Source organism: Clostridium cavendishii DSM 21758, assembly GCF_900141845.1.
In the GTDB taxonomy this organism is placed as follows: domain Bacteria; phylum Bacillota; class Clostridia; order Clostridiales; family Clostridiaceae; genus Clostridium_AG; species Clostridium_AG cavendishii.
The window spans coordinates 142847-162204 of record NZ_FQZB01000005.1 but is presented as its reverse complement, the minus strand read 5'-3'; the positions used below and the strand labels follow the sequence as shown (position 1 = coordinate 162204).

General features: G+C 29.3%; 20 protein-coding genes and 1 riboswitch. Of the genes, 5 read left to right on the top strand and 15 right to left on the bottom strand.

Annotated features, from left to right (window positions below; translation table 11 throughout):
- Window positions 1–39: 39 nt before the first annotated feature.
- From BUB01_RS04555 to BUB01_RS04525, 7 genes are all read right to left on the bottom strand, one after another.
- The gene (locus BUB01_RS04555; protein ID WP_072985504.1) at window positions 40–252 is read right to left on the bottom strand and encodes a helix-turn-helix domain-containing protein; all 213 of its coding nucleotides are present in this window, start codon (window positions 250–252) and stop codon (window positions 40–42) included.
- 16 nt (window positions 253–268) lie between these two features.
- Window positions 269–763 carry a DUF2975 domain-containing protein gene (locus BUB01_RS04550; protein WP_072985503.1) on the bottom strand — a complete coding sequence of 165 codons (495 nt, stop codon included), beginning with the start codon at window positions 761–763 and terminating at the stop codon, window positions 269–271.
- A 145-nt stretch (window positions 764–908) separates the two neighbouring features.
- Window positions 909–2192 (bottom strand): hemolysin family protein, encoded by a 1284-nt coding sequence (locus BUB01_RS04545; protein WP_072985502.1) that lies wholly within the window; start codon window positions 2190–2192, stop codon window positions 909–911.
- A gap of 280 nt (window positions 2193–2472) precedes the next feature.
- Window positions 2473–4203, bottom strand: a complete 1731-nt coding sequence (locus tag BUB01_RS04540; protein WP_072985501.1) for an NADH-dependent [FeFe] hydrogenase, group A6 — start codon at window positions 4201–4203, stop codon at window positions 2473–2475.
- A gap of 15 nt (window positions 4204–4218) precedes the next feature.
- Window positions 4219–6105 carry an NADH-quinone oxidoreductase subunit NuoF gene (locus tag BUB01_RS04535; RefSeq protein WP_072985500.1) on the bottom strand — a complete coding sequence of 629 codons (1887 nt, stop codon included), beginning with the start codon at window positions 6103–6105 and terminating at the stop codon, window positions 4219–4221.
- Window positions 6106–6107: 2 nt separating this feature from the next.
- Entirely contained in the window at window positions 6108–6593 is a 486-nt protein-coding gene (locus BUB01_RS04530; protein ID WP_200802837.1) for an NADH-quinone oxidoreductase subunit NuoE family protein, read from the bottom strand.
- Window positions 6594–7124: 531 nt separating this feature from the next.
- A complete protein-coding gene (locus BUB01_RS04525) occupies window positions 7125–7346 on the bottom strand; it encodes a hypothetical protein (protein ID WP_072985499.1) in 222 nt (73 codons plus the stop codon).
- 391 nt (window positions 7347–7737) lie between these two features.
- On the opposite strand from BUB01_RS04525, the gene BUB01_RS04520 reads away from it, so the two are divergent.
- Window positions 7738–8439 carry a superoxide dismutase gene (locus tag BUB01_RS04520; protein WP_072985498.1) on the top strand — a complete coding sequence of 234 codons (702 nt, stop codon included), beginning with the start codon at window positions 7738–7740 and terminating at the stop codon, window positions 8437–8439.
- 243 nt (window positions 8440–8682) lie between these two features.
- On the opposite strand, the gene thiC is transcribed toward BUB01_RS04520, so the two are convergent.
- Both thiC and BUB01_RS04510 read right to left on the bottom strand, forming a co-directional pair.
- Window positions 8683–9993, bottom strand: coding sequence for a phosphomethylpyrimidine synthase ThiC (thiC, locus tag BUB01_RS04515; RefSeq protein ID WP_072985497.1), 1311 nt, complete (start codon window positions 9991–9993; stop codon window positions 8683–8685).
- A gap of 130 nt (window positions 9994–10123) precedes the next feature.
- A riboswitch (TPP riboswitch) is annotated at window positions 10124–10227 on the bottom strand.
- A 64-nt stretch (window positions 10228–10291) separates the two neighbouring features.
- Window positions 10292–10579, bottom strand: a complete 288-nt coding sequence (locus BUB01_RS04510; protein WP_072985496.1) for a DUF503 domain-containing protein — start codon at window positions 10577–10579, stop codon at window positions 10292–10294.
- Between the two features lie 177 nt (window positions 10580–10756).
- Here BUB01_RS04510 and BUB01_RS04505 point away from each other — a divergent pair, with 177 nt between their 5' ends.
- Together BUB01_RS04505 and BUB01_RS04500 are read left to right on the top strand one after the other, a co-directional pair.
- The gene (locus BUB01_RS04505) at window positions 10757–11932 is read left to right on the top strand and encodes a glycosyl hydrolase family 8 (protein ID WP_072985495.1); all 1176 of its coding nucleotides are present in this window, start codon (window positions 10757–10759) and stop codon (window positions 11930–11932) included.
- A gap of 71 nt (window positions 11933–12003) precedes the next feature.
- On the top strand, window positions 12004–12213 hold the full coding sequence (locus tag BUB01_RS04500) for a cold-shock protein (RefSeq protein WP_072985494.1): 210 nt from the start codon (window positions 12004–12006) through the stop codon (window positions 12211–12213).
- An 81-nt stretch (window positions 12214–12294) separates the two neighbouring features.
- Here the strand turns inward: BUB01_RS04500 and BUB01_RS04495 are convergent, their stop codons facing one another.
- Window positions 12295–12501 carry a heavy-metal-associated domain-containing protein gene (locus tag BUB01_RS04495; protein WP_072985493.1) on the bottom strand — a complete coding sequence of 69 codons (207 nt, stop codon included), beginning with the start codon at window positions 12499–12501 and terminating at the stop codon, window positions 12295–12297.
- 134 nt (window positions 12502–12635) lie between these two features.
- Here BUB01_RS04495 and BUB01_RS22845 point away from each other — a divergent pair, with 134 nt between their 5' ends.
- Complete coding sequence (locus BUB01_RS22845) at window positions 12636–12806, top strand: hypothetical protein (protein ID WP_143152451.1); 171 nt, start codon at window positions 12636–12638, stop codon at window positions 12804–12806.
- A gap of 57 nt (window positions 12807–12863) precedes the next feature.
- On the opposite strand, the gene BUB01_RS04490 is transcribed toward BUB01_RS22845, so the two are convergent.
- Window positions 12864–13655 carry a hypothetical protein gene (locus BUB01_RS04490; RefSeq protein ID WP_072985492.1) on the bottom strand — a complete coding sequence of 264 codons (792 nt, stop codon included), beginning with the start codon at window positions 13653–13655 and terminating at the stop codon, window positions 12864–12866.
- Window positions 13656–14168: 513 nt separating this feature from the next.
- Between BUB01_RS04490 and fba the strand changes: the two genes are divergently transcribed.
- Entirely contained in the window at window positions 14169–15032 is an 864-nt protein-coding gene (gene fba, locus BUB01_RS04485) for a class II fructose-1,6-bisphosphate aldolase (protein WP_072985491.1), read from the top strand.
- Between the two features lie 91 nt (window positions 15033–15123).
- On the opposite strand, the gene argF is transcribed toward fba, so the two are convergent.
- The 4 genes from argF to argJ are packed head-to-tail and all read right to left on the bottom strand — an operon-like array spanning window position 15124 to window position 19347.
- A complete protein-coding gene (argF, locus tag BUB01_RS04480) occupies window positions 15124–16050 on the bottom strand; it encodes an ornithine carbamoyltransferase (protein WP_072985490.1) in 927 nt (308 codons plus the stop codon).
- 2 nt (window positions 16051–16052) lie between these two features.
- On the bottom strand, window positions 16053–17225 hold the full coding sequence (locus BUB01_RS04475) for an aspartate aminotransferase family protein (protein WP_072985489.1): 1173 nt from the start codon (window positions 17223–17225) through the stop codon (window positions 16053–16055).
- 27 nt (window positions 17226–17252) lie between these two features.
- Complete coding sequence (gene argB, locus BUB01_RS04470) at window positions 17253–18113, bottom strand: acetylglutamate kinase (protein WP_072985756.1); 861 nt, start codon at window positions 18111–18113, stop codon at window positions 17253–17255.
- A gap of 22 nt (window positions 18114–18135) precedes the next feature.
- Window positions 18136–19347 (bottom strand): bifunctional glutamate N-acetyltransferase/amino-acid acetyltransferase ArgJ, encoded by a 1212-nt coding sequence (gene argJ / locus BUB01_RS04465; protein ID WP_072985488.1) that lies wholly within the window; start codon window positions 19345–19347, stop codon window positions 18136–18138.
- Window positions 19348–19358 lie beyond the last annotated feature (11 nt).

Genomic DNA, 19358 nt, shown 5'->3' with positions numbered 1-19358 from the left:
CTTATATATTTATAGTTTAAGAGGAACAAGGTGACTTCCTTATTCCTCATCGTCTACATACTCTAAAATATCCCCTGGTTGGCATTTAAGCTCTCTACAAATAGCTTCTAATGTAGAAAATCTCACTGCCTTAGCCTTATTTGTCTTAAGTATTGAAAGATTTGCATTTGTTATTCCTACCTTCTCTGCTAAATCCTGAAGGGAAATCTTTCTTTTGGCCATCATTACATCTAGATTTACAACTATACCCATACTAACTTCCTTTCATCTATATAGTAAAATCATTTTCTTCTTTATATTCTACAGCTTGATTAAACACTTTTGATAATATAGCTATAAAAAGTCCAGCAAATATAAAGATTATGAACTCCATATCAGTATGTATCCCTTTTTGATCTACATAAATGAACTGAAATTCCTTTAAATTAGAGTTTACCATAAAATTAATTATATAGCATAATGCAATGGTATAACATTCTATAGATATTTTTCTAAGTAAAATAACATTTGATTTTATAAATGGCTTCTCATTAACTAAACTTAACAAAACCTTTTTAAGCTGAAATACAATTAAAAATACACAACTTATACCTACTGCTAAAAGTGTTATTAGAAGTATTTGTTTGCCAGTACTTACACCATTATCTATCTTAAAAATAGTGTAATAAAGTATACATCCTGCACCTATAACACCAAGTACCAATGTTAGTGTTAATACTCCATTTAAAATCGCTGCCATTGATTTTTTACCATAATATTTCATAAACATCCTCCCAAGTTTTTTATAATCTTATAATACTACCTTTTTGTTTATTTTTCAATATATATTTATTAAAAAACAATAAATTATTACTGAAATAAAAAAAGGTTATATACTATTTCTAGCAATAACCTTTTTTATAAAGTCGTTATCTTTTTATAAGTATTTTACTTATTCTTTTTCTGTCACATTTTAAAACTACAAAATTATAGTTCTCATAAATTATCTTATCCTGTGGTTTAGGATAGCCTTCTAGCTTAGAATATACAAACCCTCCAATTGTATCAAGATCTTCTTCTTCGATATTTATATTAAGTAATTCATTAATATCATCGATATGAGTTTTACCGTCTACAATATAACTACCATCATCATTTTCTTTTATTTGTGCCATTTCATCATCAAACTCATCTTGAATTTCTCCAACTATTTCTTCTAATATATCCTCACTAGTTACAAGTCCTGATGTACCACCAAATTCGTCTATTATTATAGCAATTTGTTCTCTATCCTTTTGAAAAACTTTGAACAATTCGCCAATAGACATTGTTTTTGGAACAAACTTTATGTTTCTTATAATTCCCTCTATGTTTTCTGTTTTTCCTTCAATCTTAAGCTTATACAAATCCTTAATATGTATAAAACCTATTATATTATCTTTACTTTCACTACATACTGGATATCTAGTTAGCTCTTCTGTAAGCGCAGTATTCATTATTTCATCAAACGAATCTTCAATATATACACAAACCATATCTGTACGATGTATCATTATTTCTTTAACTGTCTTTTCAGAAAAATCAAATATATTATCAACAAAAGTAAGTTCTGTTTTATCTATAAGTCCATGTTTATAACTTTCTTCTACTAATAATTTTATTTCTTCATCTGTATGAGCAACATCATGCTCGCCAGACATTGATATTCCAAATATTTTTAATATTAAACTAGTGCTATGATTAAAGGCCCACATTATAGGGTATGTTATCTTATAAAACATTAAAAGTGGTAAACCTGTAATAAGTGCAACCTTTTCAGCACTAACTATTGCTAATGATTTTGGTGCAAGCTCCCCAAGCACTATATGCAATCCTGTTATAAGTGAAAAAGCTATTACAAATGATACTGAATGTACTGTAACATCAGACATATTCATTTGCTCAAAAATTGGCATAAGTGCCTTTGATATAGCTGGTTCTCCAACCCATCCAAGACCTAATGATGCTAAAGTTATTCCAAGCTGACAAGCAGATAAATATTCATTTAAATCATCAACTATAGTCTTAGTATACCTAGCACGTAAATTCCCCTCTGAAACTAAAGTTTCTATTCTTGACTTTCTCACTTTAACCATTGCAAACTCTGCTGCCACGAAAAAGCCGTTTACTAAAACTAATAATAATACTATTACTATATTTATTAGGACAATCATTGTTCCCTCCATCTTTAAAACTTTGAATTTTCTTTATTATATCATAAATATTAATTAGTTTAACCAAAAAATTCATTTTAACTTGAAATATTAAAAACTTTTTAATATACTTATTAACTTTTACACTCAACAACTGGATTTTTTTTGAATTTAAAACTAATAAAAGCAGAAAAACATCAGATCTTGTTATATTAGTATTTTAAAAAACCCTATAAGGTAAACTTTCTTAATTGTCTACCTTATAGGGTACATTTTAACTCCTATACTAACAACATTGTTTTTATTTTTTATAAGTTGTGTGTAAAAGTTCATGTGCTATATGACTGTTAGGACTTTCCAAAAATTCCTCATAAACTCTTTTTATTATTTCACTTTCATGAGACTTTCTTATTGTTTTATTTCCATCCTCAGTATAAAGGCCTTTCATTCTCTTTATAAGAATATCCCTATTAGATTTTATATAAGGTTGACCACCACCATCTATGCAACCGCCTGGGCATGCCATTATTTCTACAAAATCATATTTACAATTTCCTTCTTTTATTTGTTCCATTATAATCCTAGCATTTTTTAAAGAACTAACTACTGCTATATTTACTTTGTCCTTTCCTAATTCTATAGTTGCTTCCTTAAATCCTTCAAGTCCTCTAACTTGCCTAAATTCCACATCCTGCATAGTTTCTTTAGTTACCCATTCATAGGCAGTTCTAACTGCTGCCTCCATAACTCCTCCTGTAGATCCAAATATAGCTCCTGCACCAGTTGCTTCACCTAAAAGTGAATCAAAACTTTCTTCTTCTATATTCCTTAAATCGATACCTCCTTCTTTGAACATCTTTGCAAGCTCTCTTGTGGTAATTACAATATCTACATCTCTAGAATCATTTACCTTCATCTCTTCTCTTTCAGCTTCATACTTTTTAGCTATACAAGGCATTATAGAAACTAGAACCATATCTTTTCTATCTAAGTTAATTTTCTTAGATAAGTAGTTTTTAGCAATAGAGGCAAACATTTGCTGAGGCGATTTACAACTTGATATATATTTTAAATTTTCACTATATTTACTTTCTGCAAATTTTACCCACGCTGGACAGCAACTAGTTATAAGAGGTAGGTTTTCTTTTTTGCTAAATCTATCTATAAACTCTGTTGCTTCTTCCATAATTGTAAAATCAGCACCTACTTCTGCATCATAAACCCCATTAAATCCAAGTCTTCTAAGACCTGCTACAATTTTTCCAGTAGTTAAAGTTCCTGGTTCGTATCCAAACTCTTCACCTAGAGCTACTCTTACAGCTGGAGCTATTTCTGCCATTACATATTTTTTATCATCATCTAATAACGGCCATATTTTCTTATAATCTATTTTCTCACCCAATGCTCCTGTAGGACAAACTGCTACACATTGTCCACAATAGGTACATTTAGTTTCTTGTAAAGGCTTATCAAAAAATGTAGAAACAACTGCACCAAAGCCCCTTTCAACTGGTGTTAAAACATTAACATTTTGAACATCATTACAAGCAGTAACGCAACGCCTACATAATATACATTTACTCATATCTCTAACTATAGATGGGTTCCCATCTTCTATAGGATATTTAGATAATTCACCTTTAAAGTTTTCCCCACCAACACCTAAGATTTCAGAAAGATTTTGAAGTTCACAATTTTGATTTTTTTCACATCCTAAACAATCCTTTGGATGGTCTGAAAGTAATAGTTCAAGCACAGTTTTTCTAGCCTTTATAGCTCTTGAACTATTAGTCTTTACAACCATTCCTTCTGACACATTTACAGAACAAGATGGCTGAAGTGCCTTTTTTCCTTGAACTTCAACTACACATATCCTACAAGTCCCTTTACAGTTTCTTGAAGTTCCATCTACCATATACATATGGCAAAGTGTAGGTATATTAATATTGATACTTTTAGCGGCATCTAAAATAGTAGTTCCTCTTTTAACTTGAATTTCTTTTCCATTAATAGTTACATTAACCATTGTCATACCTTTCACCTCACCTTATATTATTTCAATAGCTTTTACAGGACATGCACCCTTGCATGTACCACATTTAATGCACTTCGTTGAATCAATTACATGTTGATTTTTCACTTTGCCACTAATACAATTTACAGGGCATGCTCTTGCACACTTTGTACACCCTATACATCTATCTGTAATAAAATAATTTAATAACTTTTTACAAACTCCAGCCTTGCAGATTTTATTATCTATATGCTCCTCATATTCTTCTCTAAAATATTTAAGCGTGCTCAAAACAGGATTTGGTGCTGATTCTCCTAACCCACAAAGAGAAGTATCACGTATAACATGACAAAGTTCTTCAAGTTTTTCTAAGTCCTCTCTTGTACCATTACCTTCAGTTATTCTATTTAACATTTCTAATAGTCGTTTATTTCCTATTCTACAAGGCGTACACTTACCACAAGATTCATCTACTATAAATTCTAAATAAAATTTAGCTATGTCAACCATACAATTGTCTTCATCCATTACTATCATTCCGCCAGACCCCATCATAGAACCTATTTCTGTTAAAGTATCATATTCTATTGGTATATCTAAATAGGAAGTTGGTATACATCCACCTGAAGGGCCTCCTGTTTGCACTGCTTTAAATGCTTTATTATCTTTTATTCCTCCACCTATTTCATATATTATATCTCTCAATGATATACCCATAGGTACCTCTACAAGCCCTACATTATTTATCTTTCCAGCTAAAGCAAAAACCTTAGTACCAGCGGATTTTTTAGTTCCTATGCTACTATACCATTTAGCTCCATTATTTATAATAGGTGCAATGTTAGCAAATGTTTCTACATTATTTACACATGTAGGACTTTCCCAAAGCCCCTTCTCAGCGGTTCTTGGCGGTTTCATTGTAGGTTCGCCTCTCAAACCTTCAATTGAATGAATAAGCGCTGTGGCTTCACCACATACAAAAGCCCCTGCTCCATATCTTATCTCAACATCAAAATTAAAGCTTGTACCTAAAATATTTTCTCCAAGTAATCCAACCTTTTTAGCATCTTCAATTGCAATTTTTAATCTATGAACTGCAAGTGGATATTCAGCTCTTATATAAATATATCCCTTATTAGCTCCTATAGCATACCCACAAATTGCCATAGCTTCTATAACGCCGTGAGAATCACCTTCCATTATAGATCTATCCATAAAAGCCCCCGGGTCACCCTCATCTGCATTACAAATTACATACTTTATGTCCCCAATTGCTTTTCTAGTAGCTTCCCACTTTCTACCTGTTGGAAAACCACCACCACCTCTACCTCTTAATCCCGATTGTAGAATTTCTTCTATAACCTCTTCTTGAGTCATAGAAGTTAATACCTTCCCAAGCGCAGTATATCCGCCTGATGCTATTACCTCTTTAATATTCTCTGGATTTATAACTCCACAATTTCTTAATGCTATTCTTAACTGTTTCTTGTAAAAAGGCATTTCATCTCTTTTTATTGCCTTCTTTTCAGTATCCGGTATAGTATATAAAAGTCTTTCTACAACTTTTTTATTAACTATATGACTCTCTATAATCTCTTTTGCATCATCTTCTGAAACTTTGATATAGAAAGTATCATCTGGGAATATTTGAACTATAGGGCCCTGTGCACAAAATCCAAAGCAACCTGTAAGAATTACCTTTACACTATCCTCTAAACCAAAATTCTTTATCTCTCTATTTAAGGCATCTATTATCTTATCTGAATTGGAAGCTCTGCATCCAGTTCCACCACAAACCATTATATTGATTTCACCAGAATTATTTTGTTCTAAATTACTTTCACTATTTCTTAACTTAATTAACTCACTATATTTATCTTTTAAAAGTAACAACTCTTTATAATCAACTATTCTATCCATAATTACTCTTGCCCCTCTAACTCTTTTAATATCTCTTTAACCTGTGACTTTGTGCACTTTCCATAAATCTTATCATTTATGCTCACTACAGGTGCTATTCCACAGGCCCCTACACATCTTATAGTATCTAGTGTATATTTACCATCATCAGTCGTTTCACCTGGTTTGATAGAAAGTTCTTTCTTGAATTCCTCTAAAATATCTCCAGCACCCCTTACAAAGCAAGCTGTTCCTGTACATACACTTATGACATATTTACCTTTAGGCTCTGTTGTGAAATAGGAATAAAATGTTATAACTCCATATATTTTAGATTCTGGAATATTCATTTCCTTAGATATAAAAGATATAACTTCTTCACCCAAATATCCATACAAACTTTGCGCCTTATGTAGCACACCTATAAGAGATCCATCTGGCCCCTTTTGAGTTTCTATAAACTCTACTAACTCTTTAAACTTACCTGAACTTCCACACACATTAACCACTCTCTTAACCCTCCTATAAATTTATGTTTTATTACCATAACATTTACTTTTATTTATATATTTAATAAATAAAGTAAATATTACAACTAATTTCACTATTGATTTATCTGAGTAATAATCTAATATTCGCTGCACTTATCCTATTTGTTTTAGCTTGTCTTTATTTTTAATAATATCTCTTGTCTAATATCAAAGTCAATACTATTTTATACATTTATACCATATTTAAACATAGGGTTTTATTGTATATTTTTGTTAGATATTTAGATAAATCAAAAGTTATTCTATCATAATTACCTAATATCTTTACAATACTAAGTAATAATCTAGCATACTAAAAATATCACTATCCATAAGTGAGAATTTAAACCTTAGATTTAGATATTCGAACTTACTCATACGAATGTAATGAATAGGATTTTCCTTAAAACTATTATGCATACAAAAAGTGGATTCAATCATATAAATCCACCTCTGTATTATGAGCTAATATCAAACTTTATTTTGATACTGTCATATTAATATAAAAACTTACTGAAAACCCAGGTAATCGTTTTCAATTTGTTTCAAAGCTTCACACTTTTCTTCTCCTATGCAAGTACATGCCATTTCATTATACATACACCAAGTTACTGCCATGTCCCCTTCTCTCTTTTCTTCATGACTCAAAAATTCTTCACCTTTAAACAGCCCCCATACTTTTCTGCTAAATATACAATCATTTTTCTCATCCCATATCTTGATATTAAGCATATTAGCACCCCCTATTTTACTTTAAAAAACAATTTACGCTAAATATTTTTTATTTTGTGAATTTTTTGAATTTTAAATCTTTTCTTATATTTTACAAAAAACACCACATCAATGTCAATGCTTTTTTATACAATTATTCTAATATATTTATTTTTTATTTCTTTCAACAAACTTTTTTGATTGTTTATATCATTTTTTATAACTACAGATAAAATTCTATTTATATATGTTGTAATATGATTTCTACAAATTAAATTTAATATTACCTTTAAATAATCTATAAAGACTTTATTTAAATAAATGTAGATTTAAAATTGCAATATATATTTTTTAAAAAAAATTGTAATTTTTTAATCAATTAATCGCATAATAAGCTTCGAGGTGATAATTTATGAAATTAAAAATTTCTAACATACTATTAACTTGCTGTTTAATAGGTTTCTTAATTCTAAGTTCTAATTCAAAGCCTGTTTATAGCTCAGATTTAGAAATCAAACTCAAACCACTACCTTACGCTTATGATGCTTTAGAACCCTATATTGATAAAGAAACTATGATTCTTCACCACGATAAGCATGAGCAAGCTTATGTGGATAATTTAAATAAAGCATTAAAAAAGCATCCTGAACTTTATAAAAAAGGTCTGGATGGCATGCTAAAAGATTTATCTTCTTTACCTGATGACATAAAGCAAAGCGTAATAAATAATGGTGGTGGTGTTTATAACCATGACTTTTTTTGGAATATAATGGCCAAAGGAAAATCTGAAATGCCTACTGGAAATTTATCAAAAGCTATAAATAAGGATTTTGATTCCTTTGAAAATTTTAAAGCTCAATTTAAAGAAGCTGCTTTAAATAGATTTGGTTCTGGCTGGGCTTGGTTAGTTCAAGACAATGGTGGTAAACTATCAATAATATCTACAGCAAATCAAGATACTCCTATATCTAAAGGATTAAAACCTATTATAGGTATAGATGTATGGGAACATGCTTACTATCTAAAATATCAAAACAAACGTGGTGAATACATAGATAATTGGTTTAAAATTATTAACTGGGATAAAGCCGAAGAGAACTTCAATTTAAAATAAAAAGTTATATTTAATAAAAGATTATAGGCAGATTATATTTATATAATCTGCCTATAATTCCATATTTTAGCCATCTCTATAATTATTATTGAAATCTATAATATCTAGTTACATTTTCTTCAAATTCTAAAAGTTTTATATTTCTTCAAACTTACTTCTCCATAACAATTAGACTTGCCACCAGATAGTTCACCTTATATATTAACTTTTGAAGTATAAGGCTAGTATCTAAGTATATACACATTAATCTCTTAATATATTAAGATCTTCACCATTTAATATCTTTTTCATAGTTCTCATAGAACACATTTTGCCACACATTGTACAACTTTCCTCATCATGAGGCTTTGATTCTGCCCTATATCTTCTTGGCTTTTCCTCATCTATAGCAAGATTAAACATTTCTTCCCAAGCTATTTCAGCTCTTGCTTTACTCATCTTATTATCCCATTCTCTTGCACCTTTAATTCCCTTTGCTATATCAGCAGCATGAGCCGCTATTTTAGCCGCTATTATTCCTTCTTTCATATCTTCTAAATTAGGAAGTCTTAAATGTTCAGCTGGAGTAACATAACATAAAAAATCCGCTCCATAAGTAGCTGCTATCGCTCCTCCTATTGCTGAAGTTATATGATCATAGCCTGGTGCAACATCAGTAACTAGTGGTCCTAAAACATAAAATGGTGCTCCATGACATAGCTTTTTTTGTATTATCATATTACTTTCTATCTCGTTTATAGCCATATGTCCTGGACCTTCTATTATCACTTGCACATTTCTTTCCCATGCTCTCTTTGTAAGTTCTCCTAATATTATTAGTTCTTTTATTTGATTTGCATCTGTTGAATCATTAATTGAACCTGGTCTTAAGGCATCACCTAAAGAAATTGTCATATCATACTTTTCACATATATCTAATAATTTATCAAAATGCTCATAAAATGGATTCTCTTTATTATTAAGCTCCATCCAAGCAAATAATAATGACCCACCCCTAGAAACTATATGTGTAAGTCTTCTATTTCTTTTTACTGTTTCTACAGCTTCCCTATTTAATCCAGCATGAATTGTTATAAAATCAACACCATCTTCACCATGCTTTTCTACTACCTTTAAAAATTCTTCTGCGGTTATATCTTTAAGCTCTTTATCATAAAATCCAACAGCATCATATATAGGGACTGTTCCAATCATTGCATTTGACATATCAACTATCTTTCTTCTCATACCTTCTGTTTTACCATAATTAGAAAGATCCATTATTGCTTCTGCCTTCATCTCTAATGCTATTTTAACTTTATCTAACTCTTTCTCACACTCTGGACAATCCTTTGATATTCCTAAGTTTACATTTATTTTAGTTTTTAGACCTTGTCCAACTCCTTCTGGACTTAAAGTTTTATGATTTTTATTTGCTGGAATAACTATTTTTCCTTCTGCTAATAGCGCTCTTAATGTCTCAACATTCATATGTTCTTTTTCTGCTACTACTAACATTTCTTTTGTTATAATTCCTTTTTTTGCAGCATCCATTTGAGTTGTATAATTCGCCATTTTCCATACGCTCCTTTTATTATTATATTATTTGCTAAAAAACTTCTAGCAAATTAAAATTTTGCTAGAAGTTTACTTATAAATATACATAATAAAATTTCATATTAACTCCATTAAAGAATTATACTTAAATTATATTATCATGCTTCCCTACGCTGGTATTATCCATATCAGGTTATAAGAGTTAGGATTTATAAAATCCCTCTCAGCCACAAGGCACCTCTAGCAATATTTTTACTTTTCCCTTATAAGTATAACTCACTCATTTCCACAATTCAACATATGTTTTAATAATATTCTAAAATACCTCTACTGTATCTTCAATTTTAATGATTTCAGCATCAGTATTAACTTCTATAAAATTTATTATATTTTCCATTGTTGAATCTACCTGTGCTGAGCTTCCACATACACTTACAACTCCTATTACTATAGTTTTATGTATATCTTGCTCATCTACTTCTGCTACTGAAACATTAAATTTATTTTTTAACTTTTGTATTATACTCTTAACCACCATCCTTTTCTCCTTTAAAGATTGTACCCATGAAGCTCTTAATGTAACTTTTATAATCAATACTCTCATATTCTTCCTCCTAGCATAATAACTATTTATATAAAGTTTTCTTATTTTTTATCAGTATTATTAATTTTAACATACTTTAATGAATGTATATAAAATTAAGTTAGTATTTATTTTTAATCACTTTTCCAAATTGAAAATAATATATTAAATAATAAAATTTGTTTAACGGAGATTTAAATGATTTATAATAAAGCTTTAATCAATAAATTCTCTCAAAAAGTTCTAAATAAAGAATTAATTTCATTCTATAATCAATGGAAAAACCGTTATTTAAGAGTTATAAAAAACAATAATTCAACTTTAGAATATCTATTTTATACACTTGACCAACCTATGACAAACAATGCAGTTACTTGCTCTGAAGCTATGGGATATGGCATGATTATTTTCCCTATTATGAGTAAATTTGATTCTTCTGCAAAAAAACATTTTATTAACCTTTATAACTATATAAAAACTTACCCTAGTTTCTATAATAAAAACCTAATGGCTTGGCAACAAATTAAGGATTCTAATAATAATATAATTAATAGTGAACCTAGGACATCATCTGCTACTGATGGTGATATGGATATTAGCTATAGTCTACTTATTGCTAATAAGCTTTGGAAAGATGATAATATAGACTATAGAGCTGAAGCCCTAATTAGAATAAATGCCCTTATGAAAAGTTGTGTAAATAAAACAGATTATATACTAACATTAGGAGATTGGGTTGAAGGAATAGAAAATAATAATTTTAAATCTGTTACTAGAAGCTCTGATTTCATGATTTATATTATTAAAGAATTTATTAAGGTTGATTCTTTGAATAAAAATAATTGGATACTTGTTATAAAAAAAATAAATTCTATAATTAATAATCAATTAAAAAATCAAAGTAAGTTTAATGGTCTTATGCCTGATTTTTTTATAAAAGATAAAAACACCTTTATTCCTCCCAAAACTAAAATATTAGAATCTATTCATGATGGTGATTACTTCTATAATAGCTGTAGAGTTCCTTTTAGATACTCTATGGATACCCTAATAAATAATGCTCCTATTCCAAATCAGATTAATATATTAAATAGGTGGATTAAAAAATCTACAAATTTAATTCCTAGAAATATAAAATCTGGCTATTACCTTGCTAATGGTATACCTGGTAATGCATTTGGCGTAGCTAATGATTTATCTTTTGTAGCTCCTTTTTTGATTAGCTCACTTGTTGAAAAAAATGATAATAGTTGGAAAATAGAACTTTTTAAAACTTTATTAGAAAAAAATATAACTAACTGTACTTTTTATGAAAACACTTTAAAACTTATAGCTATGATCATTTGTACTGGTAATTGGATTAGTCCTAGTTAATATTAAGTATTATATTTTGTTAAACTACACATACTATATACTGATATTTTTAAACAAAGGAGAGATTTATTATGTCTAGTAGAACAGGTATAGTTAAATGGTTTAATGAAGACAAAGGCTATGGGTTTATATCTTGTGATGAAGGAAATGATGTCTTTGTCCATCATTCTCAAGTTAAAGAAAAAGGTCCTAATAAAGATTTACATGAAGGTGCAAGTGTTTCTTTTGATGTTGAAAGTGCACCAAAAGGACCTATGGCTATAAATGTACAAATATTATAAAAAAATTGGTGTATAAAAATGATTCTTAGCTCATTTTTATACACCTTATTTTTTATAATATATATTATATTTAATTTAAAATTAGGATTCAATATGATATCCTGTATCTTCAATACATCTTTTAATATCATCTTTTTTAACTTGTTCATTATAAATTACTTCTATACTACCACGACCTAAATCTACACATACCTCATTAACACCATCAATTTTCTCCAATGCATTTTTCACATGTGTTTTACTCATTGAATTTACTAATCCACTAACCATATAATGAACTCTATCCATCTTTCATTCTCCTTTCATAATAAAATAACAATATTATTATGTCCAAATAAAATATTATTACTAACAATAATATTTTAAAATAATATGGATAAGCTAATATAGAAAATTTATTATTTAAAATAGGAGGAATTTTTATGGATAATAATAAAAACAGGATGAAAGACCACCCTAAATCAAATGCTGAAAAAAGAAAAATGTATTCTGAAATGGGAGCTGAAATAGGAATTGAGCATGGCGAAAAATTAGGTTCTAGTTCAAATGGTAAAAAGTTCACTAAAAGATCAAAACTATCTCACAATAAGTAAGTTTAATAGACAAAAACCAAGCACTATCATTGCTTGGTTTCGTTTCAATTATATTTATTATTTAATTTTAGTTTGCTTAATATTAAAATTAATTCCTTCTGTAGTGGTATTGAATTCTTCAGCAACTACTCCTTTTCCAGTTTCATAAATTTTAGTTTCTTTATATTGCTTATTTTTAAAACCGTTTATTCCATCTATTATAGTTACAGTTTTAATTTTAGTTATATTATTTTTTGTAGTTACTTCTTCTATTTTAGTTTTACCTGTGTATTTTTTACCTTCATATAAATAAGCTGCACTCCAAGTATTTCCAGTCTTAAAAGGTAATCTTAATACCGCTCTTGAGAAAGAAACAGGCCTCTTTGGATTTTTACTATGGTAATCAAATACCTGCCTTACATACTCATTATCTATTACATATTTATAGCTATATTGATTATTGGTCTTTTTTCCTGCTGCTCCACCTGATAAATCATCTATCTGTCCTTTAAATTTTAAATTTAATACTCCATCTTCTTCCTTTACATCATTAAGTTCTTCTATACTGCTATAATCAAGTATTCCTGAATAATATGTTTTTGTATCTTTCTTATTTGGAAAAATCTTTGCAAGTTCTTTATTATACTCACCTTTACTTTTTACCTCTTTACTTTCTTCATTATCTTTAGTAGCTGCTTCTTCATTTTCCTCACTATTATTTTTTTCCACATCCTTACTTTTATCAATATTTGTTTTTTCTTCTACACTAGCTTTTTCTTCATTATTTTTATTGTTTGCACAACTTACTATATTCAAAGAAAATGTACTTATTAAAATAATAGTTATTATTGCTATACTCCTCTTTTTCATATTCTAAATAACCCCTTTTTAACATTTATTTTATATTATGCTTATATTGTATAATAAATTAAGGATTTTGAATCTATATTTACATTTTAAAAATTTATTAATTTTAATTCAATGAAAATCATACCTTTAAGTGAGTATCTAAATTTTAGATTTAGTTATTCTAACCTATTCATTCAAATAAAATGATAAAGAGTTTTCTTTAAATGAGTATCTAAATTTTGAATTTAGTTAATACGAACTTACTCATTCGAATGAATATGAGAAGGAGTTTCCTTTTATATATTGTTAAATACAAAACTTCATTAATATAGGTTTTATATCAATAAATTACAATAAACAGACAAAAAACTACATGTTAACGTTTAATTCGCTTTTTATAAATTTAAATAGAAGCTAAAATTTTATTTTTTTTGTTTTCATAATATATTTTTTAGGTTATAATAACCATAGATAGATAAAGGTATACATTTTATGCTTTTATACTATTAAATACGTATATATGGAGGTTGTACCATGTTAGTTTCAGCAAAAGAAATGTTAAACAAAGCAAGAGATGGTAAATATGCTGTTGGTCAATTCAACATCAATAACTTAGAATGGACTAAAGCTATATTATTAACTGCGCAAGAAAATAATTCACCAGTTATCCTTGGAGTATCTGAGGGAGCTGCAAAATATATGTGTGGTTTTAAAACAATAGTTGGAATGGTTAATGGAATGATGGAAGAGTTAAAAATCACTGTTCCTGTTGCATTACACTTAGACCACGGTAGCTATGAAGGAGCTTTAAAAGCTATGGAAGCTGGCTTCTCTTCAATAATGTTCGATGGTTCTCACTATGCAATAGATGAAAACATAGCTAAAACAACTGAAATGGTTAAACTTACTTCTGAAAAAGGTCTTTCTTTAGAAGCTGAAGTTGGATCAATCGGTGGAGAAGAAGATGGAGTTGTAGGTGCTGGTGAAATAGCTGACGCAAATGAATGTAAAGCTATAGCTGATTTAGGAGTTACTATGTTAGCTGCTGGTATCGGAAATATCCATGGAAAATATCCTTCAAATTGGAAAGGATTAAGCTTTGAAGCTTTAGAAAAAATCAACAACGCTACTGGAGAAATGCCATTAGTATTACACGGTGGTACTGGAATTCCTGAAGATATGATAAAGAAAGCTATATCATTAGGAGTTGCTAAGATCAACGTTAACACTGAATGTCAATTAGTTTTCCAAGAAGCTACTAGAAAATATATAGAAGCTGGAAAAGACATAGAAGGTAAAGGCTTTGACCCAAGAAAACTATTAGCTCCAGGTTTTGAAGCTATAAAAGCTATAGTTAAAGAAAAAATGGAACTATTCGGTTCAGTAAACAAAGCATAATTTTTAAGACTATCCAAATTTTATTTGGATAGTCTTTTTTGTAACCATAAAAAGTATATTTTTTTCATAAACATGTCTGAAAAATAATTAATTATTTCTCAGACATAAGCTTCACTAGAATAGCTTTTTGTACATGCAATCTATTTTCTGCCTCTTCGAAAATTTCATCTGCATGCTTTTCAAAAATCTCTGCTGTTATTTCTTCTTCTCTATGCGCCGGAAGACAATGAAGAACTATTGCGTCTTCTTTAGCAAGTTTCATTATTTCATCATTTATTTGAAACTCCTTAAATACGTTATTTCTTTCTAAAGCTTCTTCTTCTTGCCCCATACTTACCCAAACATCAGTGATTAAAACATCTGCATCCACAGCTGCTTTTTGAGGCGAATTTACTATTTGCAAGCTCCCTTCACATTGTTTTTCAGTTTCCCTAGCTTCTTTTATTATTTCATCTTTAGGTGTAAATCCTTCAGGTGAAGCTACAGTTATATGCATTCCCACTTTAATGCTTGCAAATATTAAAGAATTAACCATATTATTACTATCACCTATAAAGCAAACTTTTAAACCATTAAGTTTCTTTTTATATTCTCTTATAGTTAAAAGATCCGCAAGTACTTGACACGGATGCTCATCATCTGTTAATCCATTTATTATAGGAACTGTAGCATACTTAGCTAGATTCTCTACATCCTTTTGGAAAAATGTTCTTATCATAATCCCATCTAAATATCTTGAAAGTACTCTTGCTGTATCTGATATCGGCTCTCCTCTTCCCATTTGTATATCTCTAGAACTTAAGAACAAAGCATTTCCACCTAATTGAAGCATTCCTACTTCAAAAGACACTCTTGTTCTTGTTGAAGATTTTTCAAATATCATTCCTAAAGTCTTTCCTTTTAATATAGGATGTTCTATAGAATGTTTAGTTTCATATTTTAATTGTTGCCCTAAATCTAATATATCTAGAATTTCTTCCTTTGTTAAATCATTTATTCTAAGCAAATCTTTCTTCATAATTAGCCCCCAATTTCAATTATTGATTTTTTTAATATATTAACACCCTTTAATATCTCTTCTTTACTAATTACTAATGGCGGTAGTAGCCTTATTACATTTTCACCAGCAGTTAAAACTAATAACCCTTTTTCTAATGCTTTTTGTTGAACAATTTTTGCTGGCATTTTAACTTCTACTCCAATCATTAATCCCCTTCCTCTAACACCTATTACCAACTCAGAATAAAAATTTTTTAAAGCTTCATATAGTACCTCTCCCTTTTCTACTACTGATGGTAAAAAATCATCTTCTTTCATTCTTTCCAAAACTACTTTAGCCCCTGTTAAACTTAAAATATTTCCCCCAAAGGTTGAACCATGATCACCCTTTTGAAAAACATTAGATAATTTTTCATTGCATAGTACAGCTCCTATCGGTAGTCCTGCTCCAAGCCCTTTTGCTAATGTTATAATATCTGGTCTAACATTAAAATATTGAAATCCAAATAATTTTCCAGTCCTCCCTATTCCAGTTTGAACTTCATCAAAAATCATTAAAATGTCTTTTTCTTCACAATAGTTGCTTATAAAAGTTACAAATTCTTCAGTTAACGGATTTACTCCACCTTCTCCTTGTATACTTTCAAGTAAAATGGCACATACTGAATCATCTACCTTATTCTTGAAATCTTCTATATTATTTCTTTCTACATAATCAAAGCCCTCTGGAAATGGAAAAAAATACTTATGAAACTTTTCCTGTCCAGTAGCTCTTAAAGTAAGCATTGTTCTTCCGTGAAAAGACTGTTTCAAGCTTAATACCTTATTTCTACCATATCCATAATTTAAAAAGCTATATTTTCTAGCAAGTTTTATAGCTCCTTCGTTGCTTTCTGCCCCAGAATTTGAAAAAAACACCTTGCTCATTTCGCTAATTTCTACTAATAACTTAGAAACTTCTAATAAAGTTTCATTCTTAAATATATTAGAACTATGAATAAGTTTTGATATTTGAGCATTTAAATCTTTACATAATTTCTTGTCCCCATACCCTAATGATGAAACTCCAATACCTGATGTAAAATCTAAATATTTATTTCCATTACTATCATAAAGATAGCAACCTTCACCTTTAACCAAAGTTAAATCTAAAAAGTCATAGGTATCCATCAAATAATCATTCTTATATGTCATAATATAGCCCCCTTTTATACGTAAAATTTATCCTTCTATTAATGTTCCTATCCCCAAATCAGAAAACATCTCTAAAAGAATGCTATTAGGTATCCTTCCATCAATAATATGGGCCTTTTTTACTCCAAGCCTTATAGCTTCTTCACAACAATCTATTTTAGGTATCATTCCTCCAGAAATAATTTTGTTTTCAATTAGGCTTGGTATTTCCGAAAGCTTTATTCTTGATATTAAACTATCATCGTCCTTAAAATCCTTAAGTAAACCTCTAACATCAGTTAATAAAATTAACTTTTCAGCTTTTAAGGCTGCTGCTATTTTACTAGCTGCTAAATCTGCATTTATATTATAAGTTTTTCCATCTTCACCTTTAGCTACGGTAGCAATAACTGTGATATATCCAGAAGATAAACTATCATTTATAATATCTGTATTTACTTTTTCAATTTCACCTACAAACCCCAAATCTACAAATGAATTGTTTTTTTTAGCCTTCAGCATTTTCCCATCTATACCACAAAGCCCTATACCTTTCCCACCATAATTATTTATAAGTCCAACAAGCTCTTTATTTACTTTTCCAGCCAAAACCATTTGAACTATTTCAGCAGTTTCTTCATCTGTATAACGTAATCCATTTATAAACTCTGGTACTTTGTTTATTTTTCTTAAGAACTTATTTATATCTGGACCTCCTCCATGAACCAAAACTACCTTTATTCCAACTAAACTCATAAGTATAATGTCTTTAATAACAGATTCTTTAAGTCCACTATTTATCATAGCATTTCCACCGTATTTTATAACAATTGTTTTTCCGTAATAATCTTGAATATATGGGAGTGCTTCTATTAATGTATTTGCTCTATTTGTATTAAATTCTTTCATTCCTATATATAAAGAAGCTTCATTAACTTCTATAGTCTCCATTAATTCTTATATATTCATAACTTAAATCACAACCCCAAGCTACAGCCTTTTCATTTCCCATATTCAAATCTATAATAATACTTATATCATCGTCCTTTAATATCTCTTTTGCTTTTGTTTCATCGAACTCAATAGGAATTCCTTCTTTAAAAACTTCAATATACCCTCTAGAACTTTCAAATGCAAGTTTAACCTTATTTTCTATAAATTCAATTCCTGAATACCCCATAGCACAGAGTATTCTACCCCAATTAGCATCACTTCCAAAAATAGCAGTTTTAACCAGGCTAGACTTGATTACTGCTTTTGCTATATTAATTCCTTCTAATTCATTTTTACAACCTAAAACCCTGCATTCAATAAGCTTAGTAGCTCCCTCTCCATCACTTGCTATAAGCTTCGAAAGTTCTACACACACATAAGTTAATGCATCCACAAATTCAAAATAATAATCATTTTCTGAATCTATAATTTCATTTTTTGCCAAACCATTCGCCATTATAAAAACACTATCATTTGTACTACTATCTCCATCAACACTTATTAAATTAAAGCTTTTATTTACAGCAATATTTAAAGCTGAATTTAAAAGACTGTTTTCAATATTTATATCTGTGGTAATAAATGCAAGCATAGTTGCCATATTAGGTTCTATCATTCCAGATCCCTTTGCCATGGCTCCTATTTTTACTTCTTTTCCAAAAATATTAATAGAAACAGCTACCTCCTTATGAATTAAATCAGTTGTCATTATAGCTTCTCTTGCATTTATGTTTCCTGTTCTACTTAAACCTTCCTTAAGTGTTTCAATTGAATCTTCAATTAAACTTACATCAAGAGGAACTCCTATAACACCAGTAGATGCTACTAAAACATCTACTTTATCAAGTTCCATAGCTTTAGCCACCAATTCTGTCATATAATGTGCCTTAATTAAGCCATCTTCTCCTGTGCATGTATTAGCATTTCCACTATTTATTATTATAGCTTGGGCCTTTCCATCTATTAACGCTTCTTTACATACAATAATTGGATTACCTTTTACTATGTTCTTTGTAAACATAGCACTTGCATTGCACTTAACTTCTGAATATATAAGAGCCAAATCTAACTTTTTCTTTTTAAGTCCACAATGTACTCCTGATGCATAAAAACCATCAGGAGCTACAATACCCCCTTTTAAAATTCTCATAAATACCCCCC

Bases quoted from the DNA above. Each gene is read 5' to 3' on its own strand.
- BUB01_RS04520 (WP_072985498.1), top strand. From the start codon at position 7,738: ATGAAATTAAAAATTTCTAACATACTATTAACTTGCTGTTTAATAGGT.
- BUB01_RS04495 (WP_072985493.1), bottom strand. From the start codon at position 12,501: ATGGATAGAGTTCATTATATGGTTAGTGGATTAGTAAATTCAATGAGT.
- BUB01_RS04555 (WP_072985504.1), bottom strand. From the start codon at position 252: ATGGGTATAGTTGTAAATCTAGATGTAATGATGGCCAAAAGAAAGATT.
- BUB01_RS04475 (WP_072985489.1), bottom strand. From the start codon at position 17,225: ATGACATATAAGAATGATTATTTGATGGATACCTATGACTTTTTAGAT.
- BUB01_RS04500 (WP_072985494.1), top strand. From the start codon at position 12,004: ATGTCTAGTAGAACAGGTATAGTTAAATGGTTTAATGAAGACAAAGGC.
- BUB01_RS04545 (WP_072985502.1), bottom strand. From the start codon at position 2,192: ATGATTGTCCTAATAAATATAGTAATAGTATTATTATTAGTTTTAGTA.
- BUB01_RS04550 (WP_072985503.1), bottom strand. From the start codon at position 763: ATGAAATATTATGGTAAAAAATCAATGGCAGCGATTTTAAATGGAGTA.
- BUB01_RS04525 (WP_072985499.1), bottom strand. From the start codon at position 7,346: ATGCTTAATATCAAGATATGGGATGAGAAAAATGATTGTATATTTAGC.
- argJ (WP_072985488.1), bottom strand. From the start codon at position 19,347: ATGAGAATTTTAAAAGGGGGTATTGTAGCTCCTGATGGTTTTTATGCA.
- fba (WP_072985491.1), top strand. From the start codon at position 14,169: ATGTTAGTTTCAGCAAAAGAAATGTTAAACAAAGCAAGAGATGGTAAA.
- BUB01_RS04510 (WP_072985496.1), bottom strand. From the start codon at position 10,579: ATGAGAGTATTGATTATAAAAGTTACATTAAGAGCTTCATGGGTACAA.
- argF (WP_072985490.1), bottom strand. From the start codon at position 16,050: ATGAAGAAAGATTTGCTTAGAATAAATGATTTAACAAAGGAAGAAATT.
- BUB01_RS04540 (WP_072985501.1), bottom strand. From the start codon at position 4,203: ATGACAATGGTTAATGTAACTATTAATGGAAAAGAAATTCAAGTTAAA.
- argB (WP_072985756.1), bottom strand. From the start codon at position 18,113: ATGAAAGAATTTAATACAAATAGAGCAAATACATTAATAGAAGCACTC.
- thiC (WP_072985497.1), bottom strand. From the start codon at position 9,993: ATGGCGAATTATACAACTCAAATGGATGCTGCAAAAAAAGGAATTATA.
- BUB01_RS04535 (WP_072985500.1), bottom strand. From the start codon at position 6,105: ATGGATAGAATAGTTGATTATAAAGAGTTGTTACTTTTAAAAGATAAA.
- BUB01_RS22845 (WP_143152451.1), top strand. From the start codon at position 12,636: ATGGATAATAATAAAAACAGGATGAAAGACCACCCTAAATCAAATGCT.
- BUB01_RS04505 (WP_072985495.1), top strand. From the start codon at position 10,757: ATGATTTATAATAAAGCTTTAATCAATAAATTCTCTCAAAAAGTTCTA.
- BUB01_RS04490 (WP_072985492.1), bottom strand. From the start codon at position 13,655: ATGAAAAAGAGGAGTATAGCAATAATAACTATTATTTTAATAAGTACA.